The sequence below is a fragment of the Methylocystis heyeri genome, from assembly GCF_004802635.2.
In the GTDB taxonomy this organism is placed as follows: domain Bacteria; phylum Pseudomonadota; class Alphaproteobacteria; order Rhizobiales; family Beijerinckiaceae; genus Methylocystis; species Methylocystis heyeri.
On the sequence record NZ_CP046052.1, the window covers coordinates 2,660,581 to 2,686,225 of the forward strand.

21 protein-coding genes are annotated in these 25,645 nt (G+C 63.9%); 4 read left to right on the forward strand and 17 right to left on the reverse strand.

Annotated elements, in window-relative coordinates:
* Positions 1-15: 15 nt before the first annotated feature.
* The 4 genes from H2LOC_RS12180 to H2LOC_RS21945 all read right to left on the reverse strand — a co-directional run bounded on the left by H2LOC_RS12180 (position 16) and on the right by H2LOC_RS21945 (position 3,435).
* Complete coding sequence (locus H2LOC_RS12180; protein ID WP_136496636.1) at positions 16-1,326, reverse strand: hypothetical protein; 1,311 nt, start codon at positions 1,324-1,326, stop codon at positions 16-18.
* 826 nt (positions 1,327-2,152) lie between these two features.
* On the reverse strand, positions 2,153-2,539 hold the full coding sequence (locus tag H2LOC_RS12185; RefSeq protein ID WP_136496637.1) for a PRC-barrel domain-containing protein: 387 nt from the start codon (positions 2,537-2,539) through the stop codon (positions 2,153-2,155).
* 232 nt (positions 2,540-2,771) lie between these two features.
* The gene (locus H2LOC_RS12190) at positions 2,772-3,257 is read right to left on the reverse strand and encodes a hypothetical protein (protein WP_136496638.1); all 486 of its coding nucleotides are present in this window, start codon (positions 3,255-3,257) and stop codon (positions 2,772-2,774) included.
* 49 nt (positions 3,258-3,306) lie between these two features.
* Entirely contained in the window at positions 3,307-3,435 is a 129-nt protein-coding gene (locus H2LOC_RS21945; protein ID WP_281350503.1) for a hypothetical protein, read from the reverse strand.
* 108 nt (positions 3,436-3,543) lie between these two features.
* Between H2LOC_RS21945 and H2LOC_RS12195 the strand changes: the two genes are divergently transcribed.
* The 3 genes from H2LOC_RS12195 to H2LOC_RS12205 all read left to right on the forward strand — a co-directional run bounded on the left by H2LOC_RS12195 (position 3,544) and on the right by H2LOC_RS12205 (position 4,849).
* Positions 3,544-3,963: a phage holin family protein gene (locus tag H2LOC_RS12195; RefSeq protein ID WP_162009759.1), complete on the forward strand. Its 420-nt coding sequence runs from the start codon at positions 3,544-3,546 to the stop codon at positions 3,961-3,963.
* On the forward strand, positions 3,938-4,513 hold the full coding sequence (locus H2LOC_RS12200; protein ID WP_154331651.1) for a DUF3618 domain-containing protein: 576 nt from the start codon (positions 3,938-3,940) through the stop codon (positions 4,511-4,513). The genes H2LOC_RS12195 and H2LOC_RS12200 overlap by 26 nt, the downstream gene beginning before the upstream one ends.
* A gap of 96 nt (positions 4,514-4,609) precedes the next feature.
* Entirely contained in the window at positions 4,610-4,849 is a 240-nt protein-coding gene (locus H2LOC_RS12205; protein WP_154331652.1) for a hypothetical protein, read from the forward strand.
* 33 nt (positions 4,850-4,882) lie between these two features.
* Here H2LOC_RS12205 and H2LOC_RS12210 read toward each other — a convergent pair whose 3' ends face one another.
* From H2LOC_RS12210 to ribA, 9 genes are all read right to left on the reverse strand, one after another.
* On the reverse strand, positions 4,883-6,067 hold the full coding sequence (locus H2LOC_RS12210) for an acetate/propionate family kinase (protein ID WP_154331653.1): 1,185 nt from the start codon (positions 6,065-6,067) through the stop codon (positions 4,883-4,885).
* Between the two features lie 74 nt (positions 6,068-6,141).
* Entirely contained in the window at positions 6,142-6,924 is a 783-nt protein-coding gene (locus H2LOC_RS12215) for a 3-hydroxybutyrate dehydrogenase (RefSeq protein WP_136496641.1), read from the reverse strand.
* A gap of 122 nt (positions 6,925-7,046) precedes the next feature.
* A complete protein-coding gene (locus H2LOC_RS12220) occupies positions 7,047-9,194 on the reverse strand; it encodes a carbohydrate porin (RefSeq protein ID WP_136496642.1) in 2,148 nt (715 codons plus the stop codon).
* A 305-nt stretch (positions 9,195-9,499) separates the two neighbouring features.
* The gene (locus H2LOC_RS12225) at positions 9,500-11,374 is read right to left on the reverse strand and encodes an SWIM zinc finger family protein (RefSeq protein WP_136496643.1); all 1,875 of its coding nucleotides are present in this window, start codon (positions 11,372-11,374) and stop codon (positions 9,500-9,502) included.
* Positions 11,371-12,489, reverse strand: coding sequence for a VWA domain-containing protein (locus H2LOC_RS12230; protein ID WP_136496644.1), 1,119 nt, complete (start codon positions 12,487-12,489; stop codon positions 11,371-11,373). The genes H2LOC_RS12225 and H2LOC_RS12230 overlap by 4 nt, the downstream gene beginning before the upstream one ends.
* Positions 12,486-16,394, reverse strand: a complete 3,909-nt coding sequence (locus H2LOC_RS12235; RefSeq protein ID WP_136496645.1) for a WGR and DUF4132 domain-containing protein — start codon at positions 16,392-16,394, stop codon at positions 12,486-12,488. The genes H2LOC_RS12230 and H2LOC_RS12235 overlap by 4 nt, the downstream gene beginning before the upstream one ends.
* A 20-nt stretch (positions 16,395-16,414) precedes the next feature.
* The gene (locus tag H2LOC_RS12240) at positions 16,415-18,688 is read right to left on the reverse strand and encodes a DUF5682 family protein (RefSeq protein ID WP_136496646.1); all 2,274 of its coding nucleotides are present in this window, start codon (positions 18,686-18,688) and stop codon (positions 16,415-16,417) included.
* A gap of 16 nt (positions 18,689-18,704) precedes the next feature.
* On the reverse strand, positions 18,705-19,793 hold the full coding sequence (locus H2LOC_RS12245) for an ATP-binding protein (protein ID WP_136496647.1): 1,089 nt from the start codon (positions 19,791-19,793) through the stop codon (positions 18,705-18,707).
* Between the two features lie 494 nt (positions 19,794-20,287).
* Positions 20,288-21,373, reverse strand: coding sequence for a GTP cyclohydrolase II RibA (gene ribA, locus H2LOC_RS12250; RefSeq protein WP_246206815.1), 1,086 nt, complete (start codon positions 21,371-21,373; stop codon positions 20,288-20,290).
* Positions 21,374-21,593: 220 nt separating this feature from the next.
* Between ribA and H2LOC_RS12255 the strand changes: the two genes are divergently transcribed.
* On the forward strand, positions 21,594-22,229 hold the full coding sequence (locus tag H2LOC_RS12255; protein WP_246206816.1) for a RibD family protein: 636 nt from the start codon (positions 21,594-21,596) through the stop codon (positions 22,227-22,229).
* A gap of 27 nt (positions 22,230-22,256) precedes the next feature.
* Here H2LOC_RS12255 and H2LOC_RS12260 read toward each other — a convergent pair whose 3' ends face one another.
* From H2LOC_RS12260 to H2LOC_RS12275, 4 genes are read right to left on the reverse strand one after another with little or no spacing between them, the layout of a single operon-like run.
* Positions 22,257-23,102, reverse strand: coding sequence for a class I SAM-dependent methyltransferase (locus H2LOC_RS12260; RefSeq protein WP_136496650.1), 846 nt, complete (start codon positions 23,100-23,102; stop codon positions 22,257-22,259).
* On the reverse strand, positions 23,099-24,157 hold the full coding sequence (locus tag H2LOC_RS12265; protein WP_136496651.1) for a glycosyltransferase family 4 protein: 1,059 nt from the start codon (positions 24,155-24,157) through the stop codon (positions 23,099-23,101). The genes H2LOC_RS12260 and H2LOC_RS12265 overlap by 4 nt, the downstream gene beginning before the upstream one ends.
* Positions 24,154-24,558, reverse strand: a complete 405-nt coding sequence (locus tag H2LOC_RS12270) for a 6-pyruvoyl trahydropterin synthase family protein (protein WP_154331654.1) — start codon at positions 24,556-24,558, stop codon at positions 24,154-24,156. Before H2LOC_RS12270 ends, H2LOC_RS12265 begins: the two co-directional genes overlap by 4 nt.
* A gap of 22 nt (positions 24,559-24,580) precedes the next feature.
* A complete protein-coding gene (locus H2LOC_RS12275; protein WP_425487299.1) occupies positions 24,581-25,600 on the reverse strand; it encodes a zinc-dependent alcohol dehydrogenase in 1,020 nt (339 codons plus the stop codon).
* Positions 25,601-25,645: the final 45 nt, after the last annotated feature.

The window sequence follows — 25,645 nt, forward strand, 5'->3', positions numbered from 1 at the left end:
GCCGACTCAGCGAAATCAGGTCGGCCAGGGCAGATTGGGATCGGGATTGGGCAGTTCGGGAAGCACCTGGCTGATGGCCGCGATGATCTGCGTGTCCTTGATGGTGATCAGATTATTGGCGATCGTGCCCTTGATGGTTTCTTTGCGATCCCTGTAGCTGACGTTTCCCGAGATGGAAAAGGGGCCGATCCCGAGGCTGGCGTTGGCGGCCAGCTCCCGCTTCATCCGCTCCTCGACCGTATCCTGGAATTTGCCGATGATCTCCACATTGCGGGCGAGGATCACTGTCGTCGGTATGCTCACGAAGGGGCCGACCGGAACGATCCGGTCCTGAATGCTGCCCCCGGAGGAATATTTCGCCGACGGCGCGGTAGGATCGAATTTCCAGGCGCGGCTGTTGAAGACCAAGGAGTTCATCCAGTTGCGGCTGATCGTGACCCGCATCAGCTCGCATCTGAAAGTGAGTTCGGTCTGCTGGACCTTGATATACTCCTGGTCCTGCTTGTAGTCGCCCGAGCCCGAAAGCGTGACGATGCCGAATTTTCCGTCGAGCGAACCGGCGACACCGATGCTGTTCGAGGTCGACTGATTGTTCATGTCCTTCTGGTCGAAGGAGAACTTGGTCCAGCCCGCGTCCTTGAACCAGCTGTTGTATTTCGGAGCCAGCGTGACCGGCGGGAAAGTCGCACCGCTCTTGAGCTTGCGCTGGTTTTCGGCGAACAGCGTGTCGAGCCGGTCCCAGAACGCCGAACCGTCGCGGCCCTGAAGCTGCTTTATGATCGCCAGATTGGTTTCCTGCTTGATCTTGCCGGCGGCGATCCATTTTTCCAGGGCGCGCTCGACCGCCCGTTTCATCGCCGGGGTCGGCGCAGGCCCGGTGCCGTTCGCATAATTCGCTTCGGCCTCGTCATAAGGGATCCGGGCGTCCCAGTAATTGTCTTCCGCCGCATCGCAGGCGGGGGCGAGTTCCTCATAACTCTTCTGGGCGTCGGCGAGCTTCTGTTTTTCTTGCGGGCTGAGATCGGCGATGGGATATAGCTTGTATTGCAGAATGCTGCTGTAAGCTTGGGACACCCGCAGATTGACCGGCGAGTAAGTGAAGTTGAACATGGGCGCCGTATCGAAGATCTGTGAAATCTCCTGGTCGTCCTCTGGATTGGCGATCGGGTCGAGCCCGACCGGAAGATATTGCCCTGGATTATAGATCGAAAGCAGCGACTCCCCGATCGTGCTGTCGCGTTCCGGCGAGCCGACGCCGAGCGCGACGGCGAGCTTGGAATAGAGCTTTTCATAGAGGACCGCGTTGTAGTCTTTTTCGTCCGCCATAAAGACCTCCTATATTTCCTGCTTGAGAAAAGAGCGCATTTCGCTCGGGCCGGCGCTCGTTCAGCCTTCCGGACGCGCTTTGGCCGGAGCCAGCGGGCTCCAGGCGATCAAAGCGCATCCTGAGTCGTTGATGTCGCTTGCGTTCGGGTTTCGAGGCGCTGTGCGCTCCAGAGGCGCATGGTGTTGAAAACTTGATGGGTTTGAGATGAAAACCTGGTCAGGACTTTGATTTGAAAGGCTTGTTGCTAGAGTCTCTCGTTGAACCGCAGGTAGTTGAGAGCAGCGCATCGGTTTTCACGCCCTGCGCATCGGGCTGTAGAGTGATGTGAATCGTGGAGGAGCGAAGCGCGGGCACAGAACACCGAAATCAAGAGTTCATGCCCGCAGTGAACGCAAAACCATCTCGGCTGCAAATATCGTAAGTAAAACAGCATGATAAACAATCCGAAAAAACAGACTCCTTCGAACCCGATCACATGAATCAGCTAGAATCGAAGTCAATACGAACCGACAATCATGACCACCCCCTACATAATATTGAAAATCTCTCATTTTGCCGCACTCAGGCTAGCTGTTTGAGAAAATGTGTCAATAAATATTTGTTAGCTTAAATTTTCGCCTGTAGGGACTGATACGGCTTCCGCGAGATCGCGTCGCGATCCGCACAAGCGACCGCCGCAAAAATCACCGATCGGCATCATCGACTTTTTGCGGCGAACGAATTCGAAACGCCGCTCAAATCGAGCGGATTTGAAAGCGGACGTCGATAATGGAAGCCAATTTCTGGCCGTCTGCGCGGGGCGCAGACGGCCTGCTTTGCGCAGCTTTATCGCGCGGCGGCGATTGCGGCGCCTTCCTCCCAGTATGGCCGGGCGCCGTAGTGCTGGTGCACGCGGGTTTCCCACACGCGATCGGTCCAGCTCTCGTCGAAATATTCGGGCGCGCTTTCGACCATCTCCTGGGTTACGTCGGTCACATAGCCCGCTCGCGCGGCGTCAAATCTCAGGGAGGCCCAGGGGATCGGATGACTTCCCGGATGAAGGGCCATGAAGCCCGAGAAATTGACGACCGCATATAGGACCCGGCCCGTAATCCGGTCGATCATCAGATGATCGATCTGACCGATTTCCTTGCCGCCGCTGTCATATACGGCCGCGCCGTCGATATGCTGGCTCGATATGAGGTTGAGCTTCCCGTAGGAGGCGGTCGCCATCTCAAGCTCCTTTGCTTCGCCACAGCTGTTTGGACACAGCCGCTCGCCGCCGCTTCGGGCAGCGTGCCGCGCTCACGCTCTCCTGGGTGCGAATGGGATTTTGCTTCGAGGGTCGGGCGAACGGCGTCTTCGATCCTGAACGCCTGGGCCGCCGGCGACGTTCCCTTTCGCGAACGCGCCCGCGCCGATCTGCTCGCTCACCGGAGGCGCAAACCGCCGATCCGCCCGGCAGCTAATCCGTCCTGTAGATGGAGACGAAGTGGTTGCTGTCCGTGACGGCCTTGAAGAACGCCAGCTTTTGTTCCCGTGTCGAGAAAAGCAGCAGTTGCCTGCCCCCGCTGAGAGGTTCAAGCAGGACTCGCTCGCCCCAGATCGACTTCGGCTTGGCCAAAATCGATTTTACGCCGAGGGTTGCGAAGCGTCTCCTCCATACGATGAACAAGGGCGAAAACAGCCCCCAGCGACGAGGCACGACGATGTTGTCCCCGCCGACCTGAAGCCCCATGATTTCGACGATCAGCCCCTGACCGGAATAGATCGCAGCCAGAAGGCCGATCAAGCGCGCTTCCTTCGGCGCCGCCGCTACGAAGACCGCAGCGACGCTCGCCAGAAGAACGCCTCCCCAGAAGACGCAAAGCGCGCCATGACGAATGGATACGGATGACGCCGCGGCTGGCCGACTCGCGCCGTCCTGCGGATTTGGGACTGAGTTGGGCATGGAAATGCGCATCTTCTATTTCGAGAAGGGAGATGCACCCTTTACTTTCTCATTGTTCCAATAAGATAACAGGCATCGCCGAAAAGCCATAAATTTTAATGGCCTCGATCGCGCCGCTCTCGCTGGGCCGACAGGCTTCGACCCCGCGGCGCCGGCCGGGGAACGCCAGCTTCTTCATGTTCGTTCATAACAGCGAAAACCACAGCCGCTCTCGCCGGGGCGGCCGGCTCCAGGCTCGGACAGCGGCGCTATGGCCGGCGCCGGCCATCAAGTCAGGCGGACCGTAATGGAAAACTCCCGCTCGATCCCCGCGATCATCGCCGATCTGCTGGAACAGGCTTCGACGCTGCTGCAGACCGAGGCCAGCCTCGCACGCGCCGAACTCTCGGAGAATCTGGAATCCATCGCCGCCGGCCTCGCCATGCTCGTCGTGGGCGCTGCGCTGCTGATTCCCGGTCTCGTCGTGCTTTTGCAGGCCTGCGCCGCCGCGGTGACAGCCGCCGGCCTCCCCGATTACTGGTCGCTCGCCATCTTCGGCGGCGGCGTCTTCGTCCTCGGGCTCATCTTCATGAGCGTCGGCCGCCGTCGTATGAAACTCTCCAACCTGAAGCCGAGGAAGACCATCGACGAACTGGATCGCGACGTGGCGTTGGCGAAGCAACAGATGATGGGGACGATGCATGCAAAGACGCAGCGAGCTGCTTAAGAGCGAAGCGGATCTGGCGCGGGAGCGGCTGGCGAGTTCGATCGAGGAACTCCGCAGCAGGATTTCCCCATCCAATCTGCTCGACCGGGTGATGAGCGAGAAGCGTCAGGCCGCCGTCGGCGAATTCGCTCGTGGCGCTGCGCAACGCGTGCGGGAGAATCCTTTGCCGGTCGCAGCGGTCGCCGGCGCCGCGCTGATCGGGCTCTTCGCCGGCGGCAGGTTGTCCGCCGCGCCGGCGCGCAAGGACGGCGACGGCGACAGCGCCCATGTTCCCGACCGCGCCGCGGAACCGCAGCCTCTGGAAACACGGCCTCACATGGCCGTCGTCGCCGGCTCGGAGGGCCATGGACTTCTTCGATTCGCCATCGCGACGGGCGCTGCGCTCGTCGCCACAGCCGCGGTGGCGGCGCTCCTGCCCGTGAACGGGACCGGGCGCGCCCAATCCGGCAAGGCCGGGGAGCACCCGATGAAGAACGCGGACGAAGCCGCTGCCGCGGCGACGACGCAAGCAGACTGGTCGGCCCCCGAGATCAGGAGCCCCGTCGGATAATGGAAAGACGCGCGGGCTTTGACTCCTTGCGCTTTCGCCTCGTATGAGTCCCTGCAAGCGAAAGCGCGCATCCCGATCCAGCGATAGGAGTCGATCGTGAAAAAAACCTTGGCGACCGCGGCTCTGGTCGCCTTCCTCGCTCCGTCACTGGCGCAGGCGGGCGATTGGCGTCACCAGCGTCATACATATGCCGGCGGCCAGGGCCGCGGAGAGCATCACCACGGACATCGCGGTTATCACGACGGCAATTGGGGGCGCCACGGCGCCGATTGGGGACATCACCGTCGCGGGGGCCATCATCAGGAACGCGGAAATATTCTCAACCTGCATTGGTGACGGAACGCCGGGACAGGATTGATTTCGCAGACCTCATCCGCCCGCGAGATCGAAAGTATGGCGCGCGATCATCTGTTCCTCGTCGGTCGGGATGACGAAAGCCCGCACCCGCGAATTCGCCGAAGAGATGATTTCCGCATTAGCCCGGTTCGCGTCATGATCGAGTTCGACGCCGAGCCATTCCATGCCTTCGAGCGCGCGTTCGCGCACCAGCCTGGAGTTCTCGCCGATGCCGCCGCAGAAAACCACGGCGTCGAGGCCCTGCAGAACAGCCGCCAGTCCGCCGAGCTCGCGCCGGATGCGGAATATGAAATAATCGATCGCCTGGGCGGCCTCGGGAAGATCGGAGGCCTCGAGTTCGCGCATGTCGTGCGAGAGGCCCGAGAGGCCCTTGAGGCCCGATTCCTTGTAGAGAAGATCGGATATTTCTCCCGCGCCGAGCTTTTTCTCCTGCATCAGGTAAAGCACGACGCCGGGATCGAGCTGGCCGCAGCGCGTGCCCATCGGCAGGCCGTCGAGCGCGGTCAATCCCATCGAACTCGCCACCGAACGCCCGTTTTTCATGGCGCACATCGAGGCGCCGTTGCCGAGGTGGGCGACGACGACGCGGCCGGCGGCGTGAGCCGGCGAAATCTGCGCCAGCCTTCTCGCGATATATTCGTAGGACAGGCCATGAAAGCCGTAGCGGCGCACGCCCTCGGCGTAAAATCGCCGCGGCAGCGCGAAGACGTCGTTGACGAAAGGATGATTGCGGTGGAACGCGGTATCGAAACAGGCGACCTGGCGCGCCTGCGGCCAGGCGTTGCGCGCCGCGACGATGCCGTCGATATTGTGCGGCTGATGCAGCGGGGCGAGCGGAACAAGCGCCCGGAGGCGGTCGAGGACCTCGCCGGCGACGAGCACGGGCGCGTCGTAATGAACCCCGCCATGCACGACACGATGCCCGACTGCGCTTATTTCGGCGCCCGGCAGGGCTCGGCCCCGCCAGGAGAGAATGCGCCTCAGAGCCTCGTCGTGAAAAGAGCTCCCGTCGCTCTGCGACCAGCGGTCCTCCTGCAAGGTCGCGCCGGCGGCGTCATGCGCCTCGATATGCCGGTCTCTCCCCGTCATCTCGGCGAGGCCCGAAGCCAGCATCGAGACTTCGTTCTCTTTCCGCTGGAACAAAGCGAATTTGATGGAGGAGGAGCCGGCGTTGAGCGTGACGATGTGTGAATTCATTGCGACGCTTCCTGCAGGGGCTTCGCCGGGACGGCGCACTGGAGCCGGACATCAACCGTGAAAACGAATGCGCTTTAATGCGCGGTCCAGCCGCCGTCGATGCTGAGAACGGCGCCGGTGATGGATTTGGCTTCGTCCGAGGCGAGGAAGACCGCGAGCGCGGCGACCTGTTCCGGGGTGACGAATTCCTTGGTCGGCTGGGCTTCCAGCAAGACGTCGTTGACCACCTGATCGCGCGTGAGATTGCGCGCGGCCATGGTGTCCGGGATCTGCCGCTCGACCAGCGGCGTCCAGACATAGCCGGGGGCGATGGCGTTGACGGTGATTCCATCGCGCGCGAATTCCAGAGCCGCGGTTTTGGTCAGGCCGGCGAGGCCGTGCTTGGCCGCGACATAGGCGGACTTGAACGGAGACGCCACCAGGGCGTGAGCGGAGGCCGTGTTGATGATGCGCCCCCATCCGCGCGCCTTCATGCCGGGAGCGGCGGCGCGAATGGTGTGGAACGCCGACGAGAGATTGACGGCGATGATGGCGTCCCATTTTTCGACCGGAAAACTCTCGATCGGTTCGACATGCTGGATTCCCGCATTGTTGACCAGCACGTCGACCGAGCCGAAAACCCGCTCCGCCTCGGCCATCATCTGCGCAATCTGGGCGGGAACGCTCATATCCGCGGCCAGATAAAGCGCTTTCACCGAAAAGTCGCGCTCGATCCCAACGCGGGCGAGCTCGATCTCGTCGGGGCTGCGGGAGCCGTTGAGGACGACATTGGCGCCTTTTTCCGCAAAGGCGCGCGCCATCGCCAAGCCGATTCCGCTGGTGGAGCCCGTGACGAGCGCGATCTTGCCTTTGAGCATCTGATGTCCTCCGTAAAAGCGGCGCCCGGCGCCCTTCCCCGGCCCATACGACGATAGGGAGTTTACAAGACCGGCAGAAGAAAACATCGAGAGAATCTATCCGGCCCGACGGCTCTTTTGCCTCAAAAGCCCGCGCGATACCTCACGCCGAAGACATTTACCGGACCGCGAGCGCTGTTGTGCCCGGGGTTGATCAGCAGCTGGTGGTCGAAGGTCACGTCCATCCAGTCGTTGATCCACAGCTTGTAATAAAGTTCGGACGCTTTTTCGCCGGCATAGCTCAACGCGCCGTCGCCGATATAGACGCTGGTCCCGCCGCTGCCGAAATAGCGGATCTGCGGGCCGGAAAGGCCGCCGAAAGCGACGGCTCCGCCGATCTCGTCCTTCTCGTGGTCCCATAGCGTTCCGGCGGCGACGAGGCCCAATGAGAGCTGACGCTGGACGTCGGTGTAATCCACGGTCTCATAGCGGCCGTCCAGCATACTGGCCCGCATGAAGAACCCGAGCCCCGGCATGAGCTGCTGCTTGAGATTGATTCCGCCGCCGATCTTGACGCTGCGGCGTCTCAGATTGTCGATGCTGGGCGGAAAATCCCCGGCAGCGTAGGCGAGCGCCGTAACCTGATCGAGTTTGCTGAGATAGCCGTTGTCGGCATAAAAAAGGAACTTGAGCGCGCCGTCCTGCCCGAAAAGCTCATAGCGCCCTTCGAGCTCCGTGACGCCCATATATTGCCGCCCGATCACCGGTTCGATCTCGGGTCCGTTGGGAACCTGCGAGAGCTGGAACAGGCCGCCGCGCAAGGTCCACCAGGATTGTTTCCACTCCGCGGCGGCGCCGTAGGTATAGCCCCAGGAATCGGCGGCGTAATCGAAGGCGCCCATCGAGTTGAACGCGAAGTTCAGAAAACCCGTGGTCGGGTCATGGGCGTAAACATTGTCGTCGAAGACATCGCCGACGGCGAATTTGCCGATCGTGAAGATCAGCCGGTCCTTGTCCACCCTGCCGGCGAGCTGGTTTTGCGTCGCCTCCAGCACTTCGCTGTGCGAGCCTTCGTCACGATCCCCGCCGGGCCCGCCGAGGCCGATGATCTGGCGCAGGAAATAGCGCTGGAAACGCATATAGGGGGCCGAGGCCCCGACCTTGGCGACGGCGCCGTTGACATAGGCCGCGGCGCCGGTCGAATCCGACAGGCCGTAGCCCTGGTCGATTTCCGGATTGACGAAGACGCCTGATCCCTCCCACAGGCGCGCGCCCAGATAGAGGCCGGAGGTCGAGCCGCCGCGCGCCTGCCCATAGGGCGTGAAGCTGTTCTTGCCGGAGTAGAGCGCGGGGAATTTGGGATAGCCCTGCCCGACCGCGGTGGTCTGGCCATGCGCGCTGAATCTCTCCTCCTCGACGCCTTTGTCGGACTCGCCGTGCTCCTTCGCTTCATATTGGGGGCCGAGATTGTAATTGAGCCCGAGGCGCACGATGTTGTTCTCGTTGCGGACCCTCGAGAAATACTGGGTATCTGCACCATTGTCGAACAATTGCGTATTGAGCGACTGGCTCAAAAACAAATATTCGAGCCGCGCCGACCAGTTGTCGGTCATCGCATATTCGACTCCCGCCCCGAGGATATATTTCATCCTCGATGATTGCGAGGTCCCGGCGACGTAATAGTCCTCCGGACTGCCGCTGAAGAGGAGCTTTGCGGGTCCGCGCGCGCCCCCGGCCGCGACGCCGCCGGTGGCATAGATCAACATGCGATCGAAGGCATAGCCGAAACGCGCCTTGAGGCTGGCGAAATAATTGGCCGGGGTCGCATAGCTGAGGGCATAGGAGCGGACGCCGAGCGGCCAGAAGGCGGGCGAAGCGGGAAAAATGCCGCTCATGCCGCCGCGTCCGTTGAAGAAATTGAAATCCGTCCCCACGCCGACCACCCAGGAGCCGAATTGCCAGCCATAGCCGGCCTGGGCGCCGAAGCTGACGGCGGAACGCTCTCGGCTCGCCGGATAGAGGTCATAAGCGGGCGAGACAAAACCGCTGCCGGCCTGGAGGCGCTCCCCGACGTTCAACGGAAAGCCGCCGCCGAAATTGACGCCGGTGTAGAAGCCGGCCCAACTGACTTGCGGGGAAGAACCGCCGCTTTCCGCCGCCCTCGCGCCGCCGACACCGACAATCGTCGGAACGACGAGGGAAAACAGGGCGCCGGCGAGCCCGATCGCCGCCGTGATCCTTCCCGTCGCCTTACCCGCAATCACGCCGCCTCGCTTTCGGGTCCCGCGCATCCCGTTGATTTATCCTGTGTGCCAAGGGCGAATGACGATTACACGACAGAACCGCGCGAGCGCCGAGCGAGGGATCGTAATCGAAGGCGCGCGCCGCCATCCGCCTTTGCGGATCATAAGAGAAGCGCATCGGGAAGGCGCCCGAGATGGCCTCGAGCCGGATCTGGTTGAAAAGAATGATCTATCGACTGTGGATGCATCCAACTCCACGACATCAGCGCCCGCAAGCAGTCTTTGCTCAAGAGCTTTGGCGGCGTCGGCGCGTGCAACCCGACGACGTAGGTTAGGAGGCGGACGGCGCCGTCTCACATGTCGCGCAGCGCCTCGACCAATATCGCCGCACGCAAAAAGGCGCCGGCGTCTCGCGGATTGTGAAGCCAGCCCTCAAAGCGCTCCGCCGTCCGCGTCCAGCCCGAGTCGACGAGTCCCCGAAGGACGCCCGCCCCGTCACGCTTGAAATCATGGCCGATTCGCTTGACGCCGGCATGCAACGCTCCGGCGAGTAGAAGCCGCGCCGTTCCTAGCGCGTCGCCCTGCTTCTCTCTTTGGGCGACGGGCGGCGCCGACGGCGCGTGCGCATCATCGAGGTCGGGAACGATGAAGCGTTCCGATGTCGATAGCGACCACGGATCGCAGACAGCCTCGCCATCGACGAAGCGGACGACGCCCGCGATCTGCCGCAGGCCGCCGTAATCGAATATGCGCGACAAAACGTCGATCGCCTGCGGCGCGCCCGCATCCCAGCGCCTTTCCAGCATCAATCGCTCGCCGTCGACGAGCGTGACCGCGCCTCGCCAGATTTGTTCGCTCGGCTGCCAAATATGGCCGAGAATTTCCGCGACCTGAAAGACGTGGAAATCATGGACAAGGCTGCGAGGACGAATGAATCCGGGCGGCCGATGCGCGATGGCTTCCCGCAGTGGAGCGAGCAATGGGGCGAAAACCGGTCCCGGCGCGCTCATGAGTGGTCCACGCGCCATAACCGACGTCTTGTCTCGCGCCGCGCTTGAGAATGTGACGACGCCGTCGGCGCGCCGCCTGGCGGTAGAGCTCAACGCCTGACCATGGGCCAGAGCGTCGAGCCTGACGCCGCGCAGCATCGAACGCCTGGAAACCAACGCCTCGCCCGACCCGTCCTTCGGCGCTGAAGCAAACGTCTTGCGCATCAACATCGGCGCGCCCGTATCGCTGTCGACCAGCATGACGGCGGCGTCGAATTCGCGCCCCTGTCGGACGACGCGGGCTCCGAGCGAGACCAGCCTGGTCTTCGCCATGGCGGTCTCCATCGGCTCGCCAAAACCGAGCGCCGAAGCCGACCCCGCTCGGGGGCGCGCAAAAAGTTCGACGACGAGCGCAAGCAGCTCCGCCGAATCATAGCGCGCGCTACGCGCTTCATAGGAGACGATCTGCCCCTGAAGCGCTTCGAGCGCGAGCGCGAGCCAGGCGGCGCCGGCAGAGCGTGCTTCCTCGAGCGCATGATCGAGCGCCCGGCCATGCGCTATGACGCCGGCCGTCGCGCCTTCCGTGAGCAGGCTCTCGATCAGCGCGTCGCAAGTGGCGACCAGCGCCTCGCTCGCTTCGATCCGCGGGGGCTCTCCGATCGTCGCCTCCGCTGCGCCATTGGCGCGATGAAAAGCCTCGACCGCCAGAACGACATGGGCGCAGCCACCGCCGCGCGCGCAATCGCATCGGGCGTAGTTGGGGTCGTTGGGAGCAAGAAAACGCACATTGGCCATCGCCAGAGCCGCGGCCGGGGTCGCCCCCCGCGTCAGGCGGATATGAACGCCGCCGCGACGCAATTTTGCGAGGCTCGCGTGTTCGCCGGCGTCGAGGGCGTTTTCGAGAGCGGCGAGATCTAGCGTCCCGGGATCCCATTCCCGCGGGGCGTCGGCCGCGCCGCGATGCGCTTCCCGATAGGCGACCACCAGTCCGATGCGATGTCGGCACATGCCACTCGCCGGGCACGAGCAATCGGCCTCCAGCGGCGTCTTTCCCGGAGAAAGGCGGGTGAGCGCGCCATCCGCAAACCGCGCCTCTATCGCGCCGTCGGAAGTTTCGGCGAGCGTGGGGCTTCTTCCTTCCGTCTGGTCGCGTAGCGCGCGTTTGAGCAGGCCGGCGTTGGCGAGCTGGATGAGAGCGTCGTCGGCGAGAGCGACGAGATCGGGGCGCGAGATCATCATTTGATCTTGCTCGCGAGCCAGGACGCGAGTTCCCCCGGCGTCATCGCGCCGACTTCCGCGCCGGCGGCGACGAGTTTTTCCGCCGCGAGACGGTCATAGGCAGGGTCGGCGGCCTCGTCGAGCGCCGCGAGGCCGAGCACCAGCGTGCGCTGCTCCGTGAGCGACTTCACACGCCGGATCATCATCGCCTCGCTCGCGCCTTCATAGAAATCCGAGATCAGCACGACGATGGCGCGGGCCGGCTGCTCGATCAGCTCCTGCGCATAGGCCAGCGCTCCCTGAATATCGGTTCCGCCGCCGAGTTGAACTTTCATCAGAAGCTCGACCGGGTCCTGCGCATCGCGCGTCATATCGACGATTGCGGTGTCGAAGGCGACGAGATGAGTCTTCACGCCGGGCAGGCCCATGAGGCAAGCCGCGGTGACAGCCGAATGAATGACCGAGCCGACCATGGAGCCGGATTGATCGACCAGCAGTATGATTTGCCAGGGCTGGAGCGTGCGCTGGTTGCGCGCGAAGAAATGGAGACGCTCGACCGTTATGCGCCGCGTCTTCGGATCGTAATGCCGCAGATTGTCGCGCAGCACGCGCTTGAAATCGAGATTGGCGCCGGCTTTCAGCGGGGTGTGGCGCCTGCGGTCGACGGCGCCGGAGAAGGCAATCGCCACATCGCGCGCCAGCTTCTCCATCAGCTGCCGGACGACATCCTGCACGAGCTTGCGGGCCATATCGAGCACCTGCGGATTCATCAGGTGCTTGGTTCTCAGCACGGCTCGCAGCAGCGTCTCGTTCGGCGTCACGCGCGAGAGAACGTCCGGGCTCGTGACGATATCGTCTATCGCGAAGCGCTCGATCGCGTCCCGTTCCAGCCGTTCGATGGTCTCCTTGGGAAAAAGGCGATGGATCTCGTTGATCCATTGGGGCGAAGAGAGCACGGAGCCGCCGCGAGCTCCCTGCTTGTTCCTCAGGCCGCGCTCCGCGAGGTCGGGGTCGCGGCCATAGAGCCATTCTATGGCTGCATCCATCGCGCTCGCGGTCTCGCCGAGCCCACCGCATGCGCCCTCCGCGGCCTCGCCGAGAATCAGCCGCCAACGTTCGAGGTGGGCGACGCTCATGCCGGCGCCTTCCCGGCGGATTGCGCGATTGTCGCCACGTCGCGCAAGATTTCGCTCGCGACCAGCGGATCGAGCGCGCCGAAAGTCCTGGCGCCCGGCGCCTGTGCGCCGCGGCGCACGCCATACCAGTTTGGTTCTCCGAGCATGATCTTGCCGAGCTTCTGGGTCGCGTTCCCAGCGTCTGGCGCGCCGGCGTAGATCCCGTCCTCAAAGGGAAGATAAGCGACGAGTTTTTCGCCGCCGGGGAGACTCATGTGACGCTCGATCCAGTGAATGCCGCCGGCGTCCTGCGGCTGTCCGAGACGCCATCCGCGCCCGCGCATGCCCCACAGGCGCGGCGATTCGATTTCGACGCCGTCGAACCGCCCGATCTCGCTTGCGCTTTTCTCGCTTTCGGTCAAAGCGAAAATCTCGCGGCCGAGCTGCGGGAAAGGCTGTACGATCTCGTAATCGCCAAACAGGGCCCCCCAGCCGATGCGCTCGTCATCGCTCATATAGATCGGATGGGCGAGGCCGATCTTCCCCTTTGCCTGCGCGGTCACATCGATCTCGATCGGATCGTCATTGGCGTCGGTGAAGGAGAGATCGTCGGCGACGCGAAAGAAGGTCGCCGCTCCGTCTTCGTCATAGGCGGCCCAGACGAGCCGCTGGGCGAGATGGCGAATGAACGGATGCGCGGCGAAGAAGGTCCAGAAGACTTCGGGCGAGACCCGCCGCGCGGAACCGAGCATGGTTTCGAGTCGAGTGATTTGCAAAGCGGCGGCGGCGCGCGCGTCCTTCTTCAGCGTCGACCAACGGGCCTGGGCCGCGGCGGCTTTTTCCGCATCGTCGGATTTGTTCGGCTTGGGCAGGTCCTTGATCCGCGCGCCGCTCGAATCTTTCACCCAGGGTTTCAGAAATTCATCGAAGCCGACACGGAATTTGCGCTCGCCGAAATCGAGATCGAGACCGCCGCGCGAGTCGAGATCGAGATCGGGCGCGAGACGATCGGCGAGTTCCTCGGGCGTCAGATCGCGCGCCTCGGCGATTGCGGCGATCTTCTCGCGGGCCTTGTCTTGCAGCCCCTTGAACTTCACCTTCTCGGCGACGCCGTTGAGATGCATCAGCGCGACGTCGCTGCCGATGTCCGCAAGCACGTCGAGCGCGCTCACGGCGCGGGCATGCGCGGATTCGCCCGGCCATTTGCGGAGCAGCGGGGTCAGCTTGCGCGCGCATTCGTCGTCGCCGATCCAGCCCATGGCGCGCATCGCCCAGCCGTCCTTGCCCGGCGCGCCGGCGCCGAGCCAGGCGGAGAAGAGATCGAAGGCGAAAGCGGAAAGACTTTTCGGGTCGCAGGCCTCCCGCACTTGCGCGACGCCTGGATAGACATCGTCGGACTTGACGAAAGACAGCATCTCCAGCAGCGCAACGACCGCCTCTTGCGGCAGAGCGCCGCCGGAACGCAGCTTCGGCGAGACAAGCGCTGCGGGCGCGAGCCATGCGGGGAGCTTTGCGACCTTTGCAGGCGTCTGCCTCAGCGGATCTCGCGTCAGCACTTGTTTTACGGCTTCTTCTACGCGCGGCTCGATCTGCGCATAATCGCGAGTCGCTTCTTGCAATAATGCAGCGTTCGCCTCTTTCGCCGCGGCCATCCAGCGTAGCGCATATTCGGCCTCTTCACGCGCCTGGCCCGGCGCGCCGATGGCCTGGGGAAGCAGATTGTAGATCGCCGTGCGCGGATGAGCGCGCAGCCAGTCGCGCCCGGCGTCGCGCGCCTTTTTGAGCCGCAACATGGCGCGCGCCGCTATCGGCGCAATCTCCGGAGCGCCGATAGCAGCGACGATGGGAAGGATCTCGACGGGGTTGGACCGCAAATGCCCGAGCAAGCCTTCGAGCGCTTTGTCGCCGAAACGGCTCATCATTTCGGGAACGACGAGTCTCCACTCGACACTGCAGATCGCCATGAATCGTGGGCGCGACCACAACAGCATGGCGAGTTCTTCTGGCTGACGCGCGACAGCGCGGCACATATTTGCATAGGTCCCCCACAACCAGCTCTCGCTCCCCGCGAGAGCGTCGCACCGCGCCCCGAGCCAGCTTACCCATTGCACAGCGTCGGCGCCCTCGGCAGGCATGGGTTCGGCGGCGGGCCATGGCTCGCGGATGGGAGCCTGTGTCTCGGCAAAGGCGATCTGCTTGGGCAATTCCTTAAGATCGCTCAATGCGCCGTATCGACGATAGGGGTCGGGAGCGGGCGCTGCCATCGCGCCGATCACAGTCGGGGTGGATATCGGCTCCAGCGTCAGCCGGATGTCCTCGCTCTTTGCCCGCTTCGCGCGCCAGGGCGGAGCCGAAAGCACGGTGGGCCACGCCTCGCGCGGCGCCGACTCCCCCGCGAGATCGAGCAGCGCGCCGAGGCTTTTTTGCGCTTTGGCGTCGAGGCTTTGTGCGATCGCCTGCGCGACGTCCTGGCCGATCTCGTTCAGAAGCAAGAAAAGCCGTCCCCTTATCGCCGGATCGACCCGGCCCGTAGAATAGGCGATCAGAAGGCGTGCGAACATGCGACGCGGATAGGTTTTTTGCGCGAGATCGAAAGCGGCGCGGATCGGCTTCTCCATGAGCCGTGAATAGAGACCATCCGCCGACTCGAACGCCTCGTCGTCGAGAATCGCGCAAGCTATGTCGCAGCGCTGGTTTTCTTCGAGCACGCGCGAGAGCCATTCGAGCACCGACGTCGGCGATTCTCCATGCGCCCGCGCCACAGCCTGCGCGGTTGCGGCCATGCAGGCGGCGGTGACATCGGAGCCATGGAAGGACTGAAAAAGCCCGCGTTGGATACGACAGGGCTCGGTTTGCGAGGGTGGCGCATCGAGAACCAAATGCGCAAATTCAGGATGGAGCCGGGTGTCGAATGACAGGCTCGCTGCTTCGTGCAGAACGGCCAGCGGCTTCAAGGCATGTTCGCCTGGGCGGTCGTCTGCGAGGACGAAGGCAAAGAGACCGTCGCGATAGATGTTTCCGTCGCGAGATTCGAGCGCGAAGGCGAGCGCTGCGTCATAGTCCGTCTCCGGCGCGCGCGACAGCGCTTCCCGAAAGGCGCAAGCGCTCACCGTCCTGAAGTGACGGTTAAGGCCCCGTTTCTGCGCGAGTGCGGCGACGGTCAGAGCCGCAGTAGCGCCCTGGGACTGCACCGTCCAGGCCGCCAATGCCCGGTGGGCGGCGACATAGTCCGTCCATCGCTTGTCTTCGGACATAGCATAGAAAAAACAATCGCGGAAAGCATTCTCGACGCACTCCATCCACTCGACCATCGCTTCGATCGAGAAGGGCGGCGGCGCCGTTCGAGCCGACGCGCTTTCGCGCAACGCGCTCAGCGCGTCGCAGTGCTTCTGCGCCGTATGCACTTGGCCGTGGAGCGCTCCAATATGAATATTGTTTTGGAACGCTGGGAGCGACGACAGCCTGTCAAGCACTTCGCGCGCCACTGTCTCGGCCTTGAGCAAGCGTGTGGCCAAATCCGCCCAATGAGCCTTCCAATCGACGGGCTCAGGCGCCGGCGCCGGCCGCGAGCGGGAAGGAAGCGGCGCCGCCGTCACGATGCGCGCGGTTTCAAGAAGGATCGGCTGTTCGGCCGCGGCGGCGCTCGCAGGCGCTTCGGGGAGGGGCGAGCTTTCCGGCTTTACTGTTTCTTCGCGATCATCGCAGATGGGCGCATCGCTCTCGCCTGCCGTCACATAGCCTTTGCTGGTCTTTTCCTTGGTCAGCTTGTCGAATTCCTTCTGCGCCGCCGCGGCGCTGGCAAAAGTTTTATCCTTCGTCTGGCCATTGGTCCCGATGCGGCCGAAACGTACGGTCAAGGTCTCGCCGTCGACCCGCCCTTCCCAGAATTTGGCGGATTTATCGTCGCGATATTCGTAACGAATCATCGAACAGACTCCTCGAATGTCTAATTGAAACCCCAGCGCGCGAGCCGCTCCAGCGCCCGCGCCTCCGCATCCATCGCCTGCGCCTGGCTCTCGACGGATTTGCGCTGACGCATCCAATCGAGCGCGATCGCTTCCGCATCGGCGGCCTCGCGGCCGCTGAGCTGCAAGATGACGCGCGCGAGAGCCTCGCGCTCGCGCGGCGGAAACCAGGCGAAGGCGCCGCGCATCGCCGGAAGCGCGGCGAGAAACTCCTGTTGCGTCCAGCCGGCAACCAGGCCGTCGACGGCGACGAGCGCCGGCGCCGCCGTGCCAATCTCCTCGCGCGCGAGCGCGAAAAGCCCGCCGAGAAAATCGCCGAGATTTTCCGGCCGCGCACATGATTTGATCCGTGCGGCGGCCCCGTCTCCGGCGTCGCCGAAACCCATGGCGACAAGCCAGCCCAGCGCCGCGCCCGCGAGCGCCGGCGGGGTTTCGGCATTGGCGACTATGCGCTCGAAAACCTCGCGCGCGGCGGAGAGGGAAAGCGCGAGCCCGTCGCAGCCGCGCGCAAAATCGCGCGCCGCGATCACGGCGTCGATCGACGGGCGCCCGTCTCCGACCGGTCCTTCCAGCAGAAACAAAATACGCTCGAACATGGTTTGCGCCAGCGGCGCCAGCGCGCGCGTCGCACCGAAGACATCGCCGAAACGATAGAGCCGCGTCACCCGGCGGGCGGCGCGGCCGAGCGGCCCGATCTCGCGGCAGGCGGCGGCATGTTTTTCGAGTTCCACGGTGGAACTGGCCGCCTCATAGAGGCCGGCGAACAGCCCGTCCGACAGCGCCGCGGCCAGCGTATCGACATTGCCCGGCGCATCGTCGAGCCGCGCACGAAGCCGCGCCGTCGCGGCCATCGGCAGATCGCCGCCCCAGCGTGAAGCTTCGATCACCGCCGCCATCCAATCAGAATGCTTGGCGATCTCGAATGTCTCGGTCAGGTCGCGCGCGTCGGCATGGGGCGGCCCCGCGATGCGGAGGACGCCGGGAAGCTCCAGCAGCCGCATCTGATGCAGCGTATGAGCTTTGCCCCTGCGCGTCTTGTCGCGCCAGTCAATGGCGACGAGCTTTTTCACGCGGTCGGGAGTCAGCTGATATTGGGCGAGGCGGCGTTCGAGATCTTGGATGAGCGGCGGCAGGCGAACGCCGCTCGCCAGCCGCCCCTCTTTATCGTCGCAGAGCGCGAACAGCATTTCGACGACAATATCGTCGGCCGCCCCGGTCACCGCGCCCGATCGCGTCCAGGCGGCGGGGCCGGAGAGTCCGTCCTTCACCAGGGCCGAGAGCGCCGCGTCGAGGAGGTCGGCGCGCAAAATCGCGCGATGGCCGCGCAGATTGGCGAGGGCGCAGGCGTGGGCGCGCCAGGCGATGCGGTCGGCGGTAGAGACCGGCAGACCTTTGTCGCGCAGCGCCGCGCCGATGCGCGTCATCGCCCAGTCGGCAGCCGCCTCGAGTCCCGATTGGTAAGCGACGTTCCAATAGCCGGGCGAGGGCATGCCCGCCGCATAGCCCGAAAATGCGTCTAGCCGCGCGAAGCTGTAGGGCGTCAGATAGCTCTCCGCACGCGCCCCCTCCGGCGGCTGCGGACAGATCGGCCGCGCGCCATCCGCCTCGCCGAGAAAGCGGCGCACGCCCCCGACATGCCAGCCGCCGCAGACCAGCGCGACCGGACGACCCGCGGCTTCCTTCAGCGCCCAAGCGACATGGGCGGCCATGAATTTTTCGCGTCCCGCCTCGCGCGCGTCTTCCGCGCCGTCCGGGCGCAGCAGCTCGAAATAGGTCTCCAGCAGTTTGGGCAGGCGCGCTTCTTCCGCCTGCTCGATCAGAGCGTCCCAGGCGGCGTCCGAACCTTCCGCTCGTAGATTAACCTGCAACGCCGCATCGGCCGCATGGCGGCGCGCGAGCAGAGGATGCGGATCGGCGTAACGATTGGCGCGCTCGCCGAAATCGGGATGCCAGGCGGGGAGATCGCAAAACAGCGGCGTCGCGCCGATCTCGAAGGCGGTCCGCAAGGCGCGCCATTCCGGCGAATAGGCGCAAAAGGGCGAATAGGAGGAGCGAGATGTCGTCTCGTCGGCGCAATAGGAGAAGATCGCGATCGGCGGCGTATGATCGAGCCGGAGATCTTCGATATGCGGATTGAAATCCGCCGGCCCTTCGATCAGCACGTAAGCCGGCCGATGCGCGCGGATCGTCGCCTCCACATGCCGCGCGCAAGCCGGGGAGTGATGACGAACGCCGAGGAGGAGCAGAGGAGCCATCGGCGCGGCGAAGGCTTCAGACAGTCAGAAGGTGACGCGCTGCATGCAGCGCGCGCCAGGCGTCCCCTTTGCGGGCTCCGGCGCGCTGCTCGAGATAGCGCCGCAATTTGGCGAGGTCCTCGGGATTGTCCTTGGCAGCCGCGCCGGCGAGACATTCCACGATGTCCTCCGGACGGCCGCGATCGCCGCGCAGAAAATGCCCGCGCACCCCGATGGCATGGGCGACGCTCACCGCCTCCGCCGTGCTCATGGCGGAGGTCAGTCGCTCGATCGCGACGCCGCTCCCGTCGACGCCCGAGCGCAATTCGCGGAAGCAGGAGACCAGCACCTCGAGCACGTCGTCCTCCGGCGGCGCCGGAACGCCGGAGCGCAGCAGCAGTTTTTCCGCCTCGCGCTTGACCAGCGCCATCTCCTCGTCGGCGTCGCGAATGGGGAAGACGGTCTCGAAATTGAATCGGCGCTTCAACGCCGCCGACATGTCGTTGACGCCGCGGTCGCGCGTGTTGGCGGTGGCGATGAGATTGAAGCCCTCCGCCGCAAAGACCATGGCCTCGTCGCCGAGCTCCGGTATCGCCATCACGCGGTCGGAAAGGATCGACAAGAGGCCGTCCTGCACCTCGGCGGGACAGCGGGTGATCTCCTCGAAACGGGCGATTTTGCCCCCGCTCATCGCCCTGTGCAGCGGCGCCGGCACGAGCGCGCGCGGGGTCGGCCCCTCCGAGACCAGCAGAGCGTAATTCCAGCCATATTTGATCTGGTCCTCGGTGAGCGCGGCGCCGCCCTGGATGGTGAGCGTCGACTCGCCGCAGATCGCCGCCGCGAGCAGCTCCGAGAGCAGGCTCTTCGCCGTGCCGGGCTCGCCGATCAGCAGCAGCGCGCGCGAGGTCGCCAGCGTCACCATCGCGCGCTCTATGAGAGAGCGGGCGCAGACGATCTTGGCGGGGCGTCCATCGCCGCCGAGGATGAAGGTCTCGACCGCGCGCAGCGACAGGCGCCAGCCCGGCGGTTTCGGAGCCTTATCGGTTCGCCGAAGCGCCTCCAGCTCCTCGAAATAGAGAGTTTCGGCGGGCGGACGCTGCCTGTCATCGGTTTTGCGGGCCACCATCGATTTCCCTCCGGGGAGAAAGCATCAGTGAAAAAGCTTGGAGCTTTATTAGCTTCGAAGTCGAAAAACTTTGCTAAAGGCTCGGGCGGACGCGTCGCGCTTCGACGGGTTCGCAGCCGCCGCGAACGACATGATCGGCGCGTTGCGCTATCTTCACCGGCCTGCCGAGCCTTCTATCTGAGGCGCTTCGGCGGGCTCGCCGCAGCGGCCCTCGGCGACAGTGAGAATTTTTCAATTTGAATGTTTAGGCGCGAAAAACTCCACGAAAGTTCACAAATAATACGGCTTTGCGCGAGATCGCTTCGCGATCCGAAGCGACAGCCGCAAAAAATCACTGGTGGGCATCGATTCTTGCGGCGAACGAATACGAAATGCCGCTCCAATCGAGCGGATTTCTCATAAGATCCCCAAGCCCACTGTGAACCGGGAATCTCCAACGGCAAGATGCATCCCGACAACGGGTAACCGCTGAAACGCTGATCACAGGCCAACCCTCAGAAATCATGCTCGAAATAGTGACCCGCGCGGTCCCGCTTGGCCGCGATGTAGCGCACATTGTGGTCGGTGCGGCGGCCGACGATGCGATGGTCCGAAACCACGTCCAGGCCTGCGTCCTTCAGCGCCGCAATCTTGGACGGATTGTTGGTCATGACGCGCACGCTCCGAACGCCGAGCTGCGCCAGCATGTCAGCTGCGAAGTCAAAGCCTCGTTGGTCCTGGCCATGGCCCAGGATCTCATCCGCCTCGAAGGTGTCATAGCCTCGCGCTTGCAATTCATAGGCTCGGATTTTGGTCGAGAGACCATTGCCGCGTCCTTCCTGGTCGATATAAAGCAAGATGCCGCCCCCGGTGGCCGCCATCTCGCCGACCGTGTGACGCAACTGATCGCCGCAATCGCATTTGAGACTGCCGAAAAGATCTCCGGTCAGGCAGGCGGAATGGAGCCGCACGCGGACCGGCTGAGATAAATCGGGTCGGCCGATAATGACCGCGACTTGATCGCGCAGTCCCTCGCCGCCTCGGAACACAACGAATTCGGTATTCGTGGCGCCTTCCAGCGGAACCTGCGCGCGGCTGACGATGCGCAGCGCCGCGCGGCGCCCGACGCGATAGGCGTTCAAATTCATGAGTGACACGGAGAGCAGATGGGGGAGCAGCGCCTCCGCCTCCGCGCTCGTGAGAATGATGGCCGCAGGCAAGACCATCGCCAGACGCATGAGTTCGAGAGCGCCGACGTGAAGAGGCGTCAGGCCGGCGACCGGAGCGTCGATACGCGCATCGGCTTCATAAGAAAGATGCTGCACGCGATCGACGTCGATTCGGGGCAGCGCGACACAGCCGGATTCCGATCGATCCAACCCAAGCCGGCGCAACCGCGGCGCCGAAAGGACGAGGCAGGCGGAGCCCTTCGCCGCCAGCTCGAGCTCCTCGGCGCCCGCTCTCTCCAGCGTATCTACCGCAGAAACGACGAATCGCTCCGAGCCGTGAAGGAGGACGACCGGGCGTCCAGCGCGGATCTCGGCGATGGCGCGCTCGACCTCGATCTGGCCGACTGGGGTCGGGACACGTCTATTGGACACGAAAGCTCCCATCGAGCTTGTTGGACAGCTCAGAAAGGTATAATGACTTTATCCGATAGAACAAGCATGATTTAAGCGCGCGGACAGGGCACAGGCTTCGAGGAAAGGAAACAGCGTGAGGTTCGAGGGCGCAGGGGGGAACGGCGAAGGCCGGAGATCTCATCCTATCCTTGGAGACGTTTTCGCCCCTTTTCGAGAGGCGTCGCCGGATCGCCCCTTCGTGGTCGGTCAGCTCGGTCAGTCCCTTGACGGACGGATCGCCACAATCAGCGGCGAATCGCGCGACATCAGCGGCGAGGCGGCGCTGGACCATCTGCATCGCATCAGAGCTCATGTCGATGCAGTAGTGGTAGGCGCCCACACCATCGTCACAGACGATCCGCGGCTCTCGGTCCGCCGAGTCGAGGGCAAAAGTCCGGCGCGTGTGGTGATTGACCCTTCGGGTCGCCTCGACTCCACGGGAAAATGGCTAGCCGAAGACGGCGCGCGGCGCATTCTCGTCATGGACGAAAGCGCGACCGGCTCCGGCTCCGCGGAGACGATTCGCCTCCAGGCGCGCGCGGGCGTTATCCCGCCGGCCGCGATCGTCGAGGCTCTTTTCGCGAGAGGCCTGAAACGAATCCTCATCGAGGGCGGCGCCCGAACGCTCTCGACCTTCCTCGACGCTGGACGTCTCGACCGGCTGCATATGCTCGTTGCGCCGATGATAATCGGATCGGGCCGAACAGGATTGGAGCTGCAGCCGATCGTAAGGCTGCACAGCGCGCTGCGACCCCGCGTTCAAGCCCATTTCCTGGAGGGAGGCGACGTGCTTTTCGATTGCGATTTTTCCGCATGTCATCGCTGGGAGATTTAAGCTCGCCCGGCAAGGATGCTGAGGCGCCTAAACGGCCTGTGGCGCCTTTGCAAAAATATCGACGTGGTGGATTTCGCAAGCCGTCGATGCGCGGCGGACCCTGCGCCAGTCATCGACCGTCTCGCCTGAGACCAGCGCCGTTTCGATGACGGCCTGCGCCGAACCCTCGACCAGAGCCTCGATCAATCCGGCCTCGGATCTCCCCAGGCGCCAGGGGCTGGCGCCACAGGCGACAACATACCCGTGTCGCGCGAGGGCTTGCTGGAGCAAAGTCGCCGCCCTTGGGCCCGCGGCGGGTCCAAAGCCCTTGTCGCCCATCTGATGTTTCAAAAAGGCGTCGAGCATCGCCGCATCTGCGTGATGCTCCGGCCGCCACTGTTCCACGCCCTCATAGGAAAGCGCTGCGTAGAAGGGAAGCCCCAGCCGCGCCAACTCATCGCAGAATTTCTCGATCCAGTCGGCAGAGACGAGATCTATGAATGCCGCCGTCGTGACGAGATCGAGCGACGCGTCAAAGACGCCGCTGCCGAGGACGGCGAGATCCGCGAGGTCGAACGAAATCTCAAGCCGGCGATCGGCCTTGTGTACTATGAGCGGATCAAAAGATTCCACCCGATCCGCCCAATCGCTGAGCGCTGTTCGAGCCACTGCGAGCAGGGCCTCGTCATGATCGATCAGTCGCCAATGCTGCCGATACGGCAAGCGCAACGCTAGGGCGCGCAGATTCGATCCCGCGCCGCAGGCGAGGTCGAGGATCGACACAGCGGGCCGCGTGGCGAATGCGGCCTCCACCAGAGCCTCCAGCCGCCGATTGCGCGCCGCATGATCAGCCGCTTCGCGAAGCGCGAGCCATTCGGCCGAAAAACCGCTCATTCGCCCTTGGCTCCCATCTCGGCGACAACGCCGGCAACGATGCGGGCGGTTTGCTCCCAGCGCGGCAGCTCTCGACCCGCGCGCCAAGCCGCCTCGGACAATTCAAACCGCAGATCCGGATCGGCGATCGCATTGCGTAGCGCCCGTTGCAGATCGACGACACCGCCCGGCGCGACTTTCAAACCGGCGCCGTCTGGAACCGTCTCCGCGGCTGCGCCCCCGGTTGAAGAGACGATGGCCAATCCGCGCGTCATCGCTTCGGTGAGAGACATTCCATAGCCTTCATAGTAGGAGGCCGAAACAAAGAGATCGGCTCTGTCGAAAATGCTCGCGAGGTCTTCGCTTGCGACCTCCCCCAAGATTTCAATGCGGCTTTCCAGAGATTTTGCCGCGATCAGCCCTTTGAGCGCCCCGGTTGTGAGGGGATCACGGGAATCGTTTCCGACAATGCGCAGGCGCCAGTCGAGATCGACAAGGCCTGAAAGCGCCTCCACCAGCACGTCGAAAGCTTTGCGCGGAACGATCGCACCCACCGCTAGGAGCGTTGTCGCGCCGCCGGACCCTTGCGCCCGTGGAGCCGAATCGACGCCGGGCGGCGCAACGGCGATCTTTGCGTGATCAACTCCAAACTCGCGGGCGAGCAGCGCACGGGTGTGTGCGCTGGTGACGATCACATGCGACGCGAGCGCGAGCGCGCGCCTCTCGCTCTCGAACAGCGATTCCGCGCGCTCCGGCGAAAGGCCCGTCTCGAGCGCAAGCGGATGATGACAGAGCGTGACGATCCGCGGGCCGATCGCAAGAACAGCCGCTTCCGGCAGAACGCCATAGGCGAGTCCGTCGATAAGAATGACATCCCCGTCGCGCCGGCGCCGCGCAATCGCGTCGACGCTCGACGCGACATCCTCGGCGGATGGAGCGGGAAAGCTCTCTGGCAGGGGACAGTAGTCAACCTCTATGCCCTGCTCTCCCAACGCTTCGATCAGGCGCCGATCATATTCGTAGCCGCCAGTCCGCACTCGGATATCGCCGGGGATCGCAAAGACGACCCTCGTCATCCCGAGACTGGTCCCTCGAACCAGGCGCGCGCTACATGCGACTCGTGCAGCGTCACGCGAATGCGGGAAACGCCGTCCCCCCCTGGCCCGAGCGCGCCGGAACGCGCAGCCAGAGCTATAGCTTCGAAAACATGGCGTGTGAGGAATTCGGTTGTGGTCTGCTGACCCTTGAACGCTTCTACCTCGTCGAGATTGCGATAATTAAGGGGCGCCAGCGTCGCTTTCAACGCCTCATGGGCGCGGCCGATGTCGACGACGATGTTGTCCTCGGTGAGCCGCTCACGGAAGAAAGCCACGTCGACGACGAAAGTTGCGCCGTGCAGCCTCTGAGCCGGCCCGAATAATTCCCCGCGGAAACTATGGGCGATCATGATGTGGTCGCGAACTTCGACGGCGTACACGAGCGTCTCCTTATCGAGTGGATCAATAGCGAATGAGGGTCGCAAGGCCCGGCGCGTCCGCGGCGAGAAGTCGCGGCAGTTCCCGCGCGACATCGGCGAACGCGACTTCCTCGGTGATGAGCAGGTCGAGGCGCGGGTCGGAAAGAAGCTCCAGCGCCTTGTCCAACCGACGGGCGTAGGTCCAGCGTGGATGGCGGGAGGGCGCCACTCGACCGACCTGCGACGAGATCAATTGCAAGCGCTTGGCGTGGAAGGCGCCGCCGAGCGGAACCGGCGTATCGCCTGCGCCGTGCCAGCTCGTCTCGACGATCTTGGCTTCCAGGCCTGCGCAAGCCAGAGCGAGCGCCAGTCCCGCGGCCGAGGCGCTGGCATGAAAAACGACGTCGGCCTCGATATCTTCAGGCGCGAATTTTCCCGACGACTGGAACTTCGCTCCAAACTCGAGAACCACAGATCGGCGGGATTCGTCCTTGTCGACGACGGTGACCTCGGCGCCCGGAAGCCCGGCTACGAGATAAGCGATCAGCAACCCGACCACGCCGGCGCCGATGATCACGATCCGGTCTCCGGGGCCCGCGCCCGCGTCCCAAACCGCGTTGAGCGCCGTCTCCATATTGGCGCCGAGCGTCGCCCGTCGCAGCGGCGTGGACGAAGGGATTGGGCGCAGCGCCGAAAGCGGCGCGACGAAACGATCCTGATGCGGGTGAAGACAGAACACCGCGCGACCGACCCAATCCGCCGGGCCCGCTTCCACGACGCCGGCGGCGCAGTAGCCGTATTTTACAGGAAAGCAAAAGTCGCCCTGCTGAAAAGGCGCGCGCATCCGCTCATGCTCGGCGCCGGGAATGCGCCCTTCGAACACCAAGCGCTCCGTGCCTCGGCTGATCGCGCTCCAAATCGTGCCGACCTGCGCCTCTTCAGCGCCGGGAGCCCGAAGAGCCTGCGCGCGCAAACTCGGCCGCCACGACGCTTCAAACCACAAGGCGCGCGACTCATTCTCCTGTTCCTGGTAGGATTTTATTCCCAGAGACAATTTACGCACCCCATGTTCCCAAGCTATTACTAGTCCATAGCGTGATCATACGCC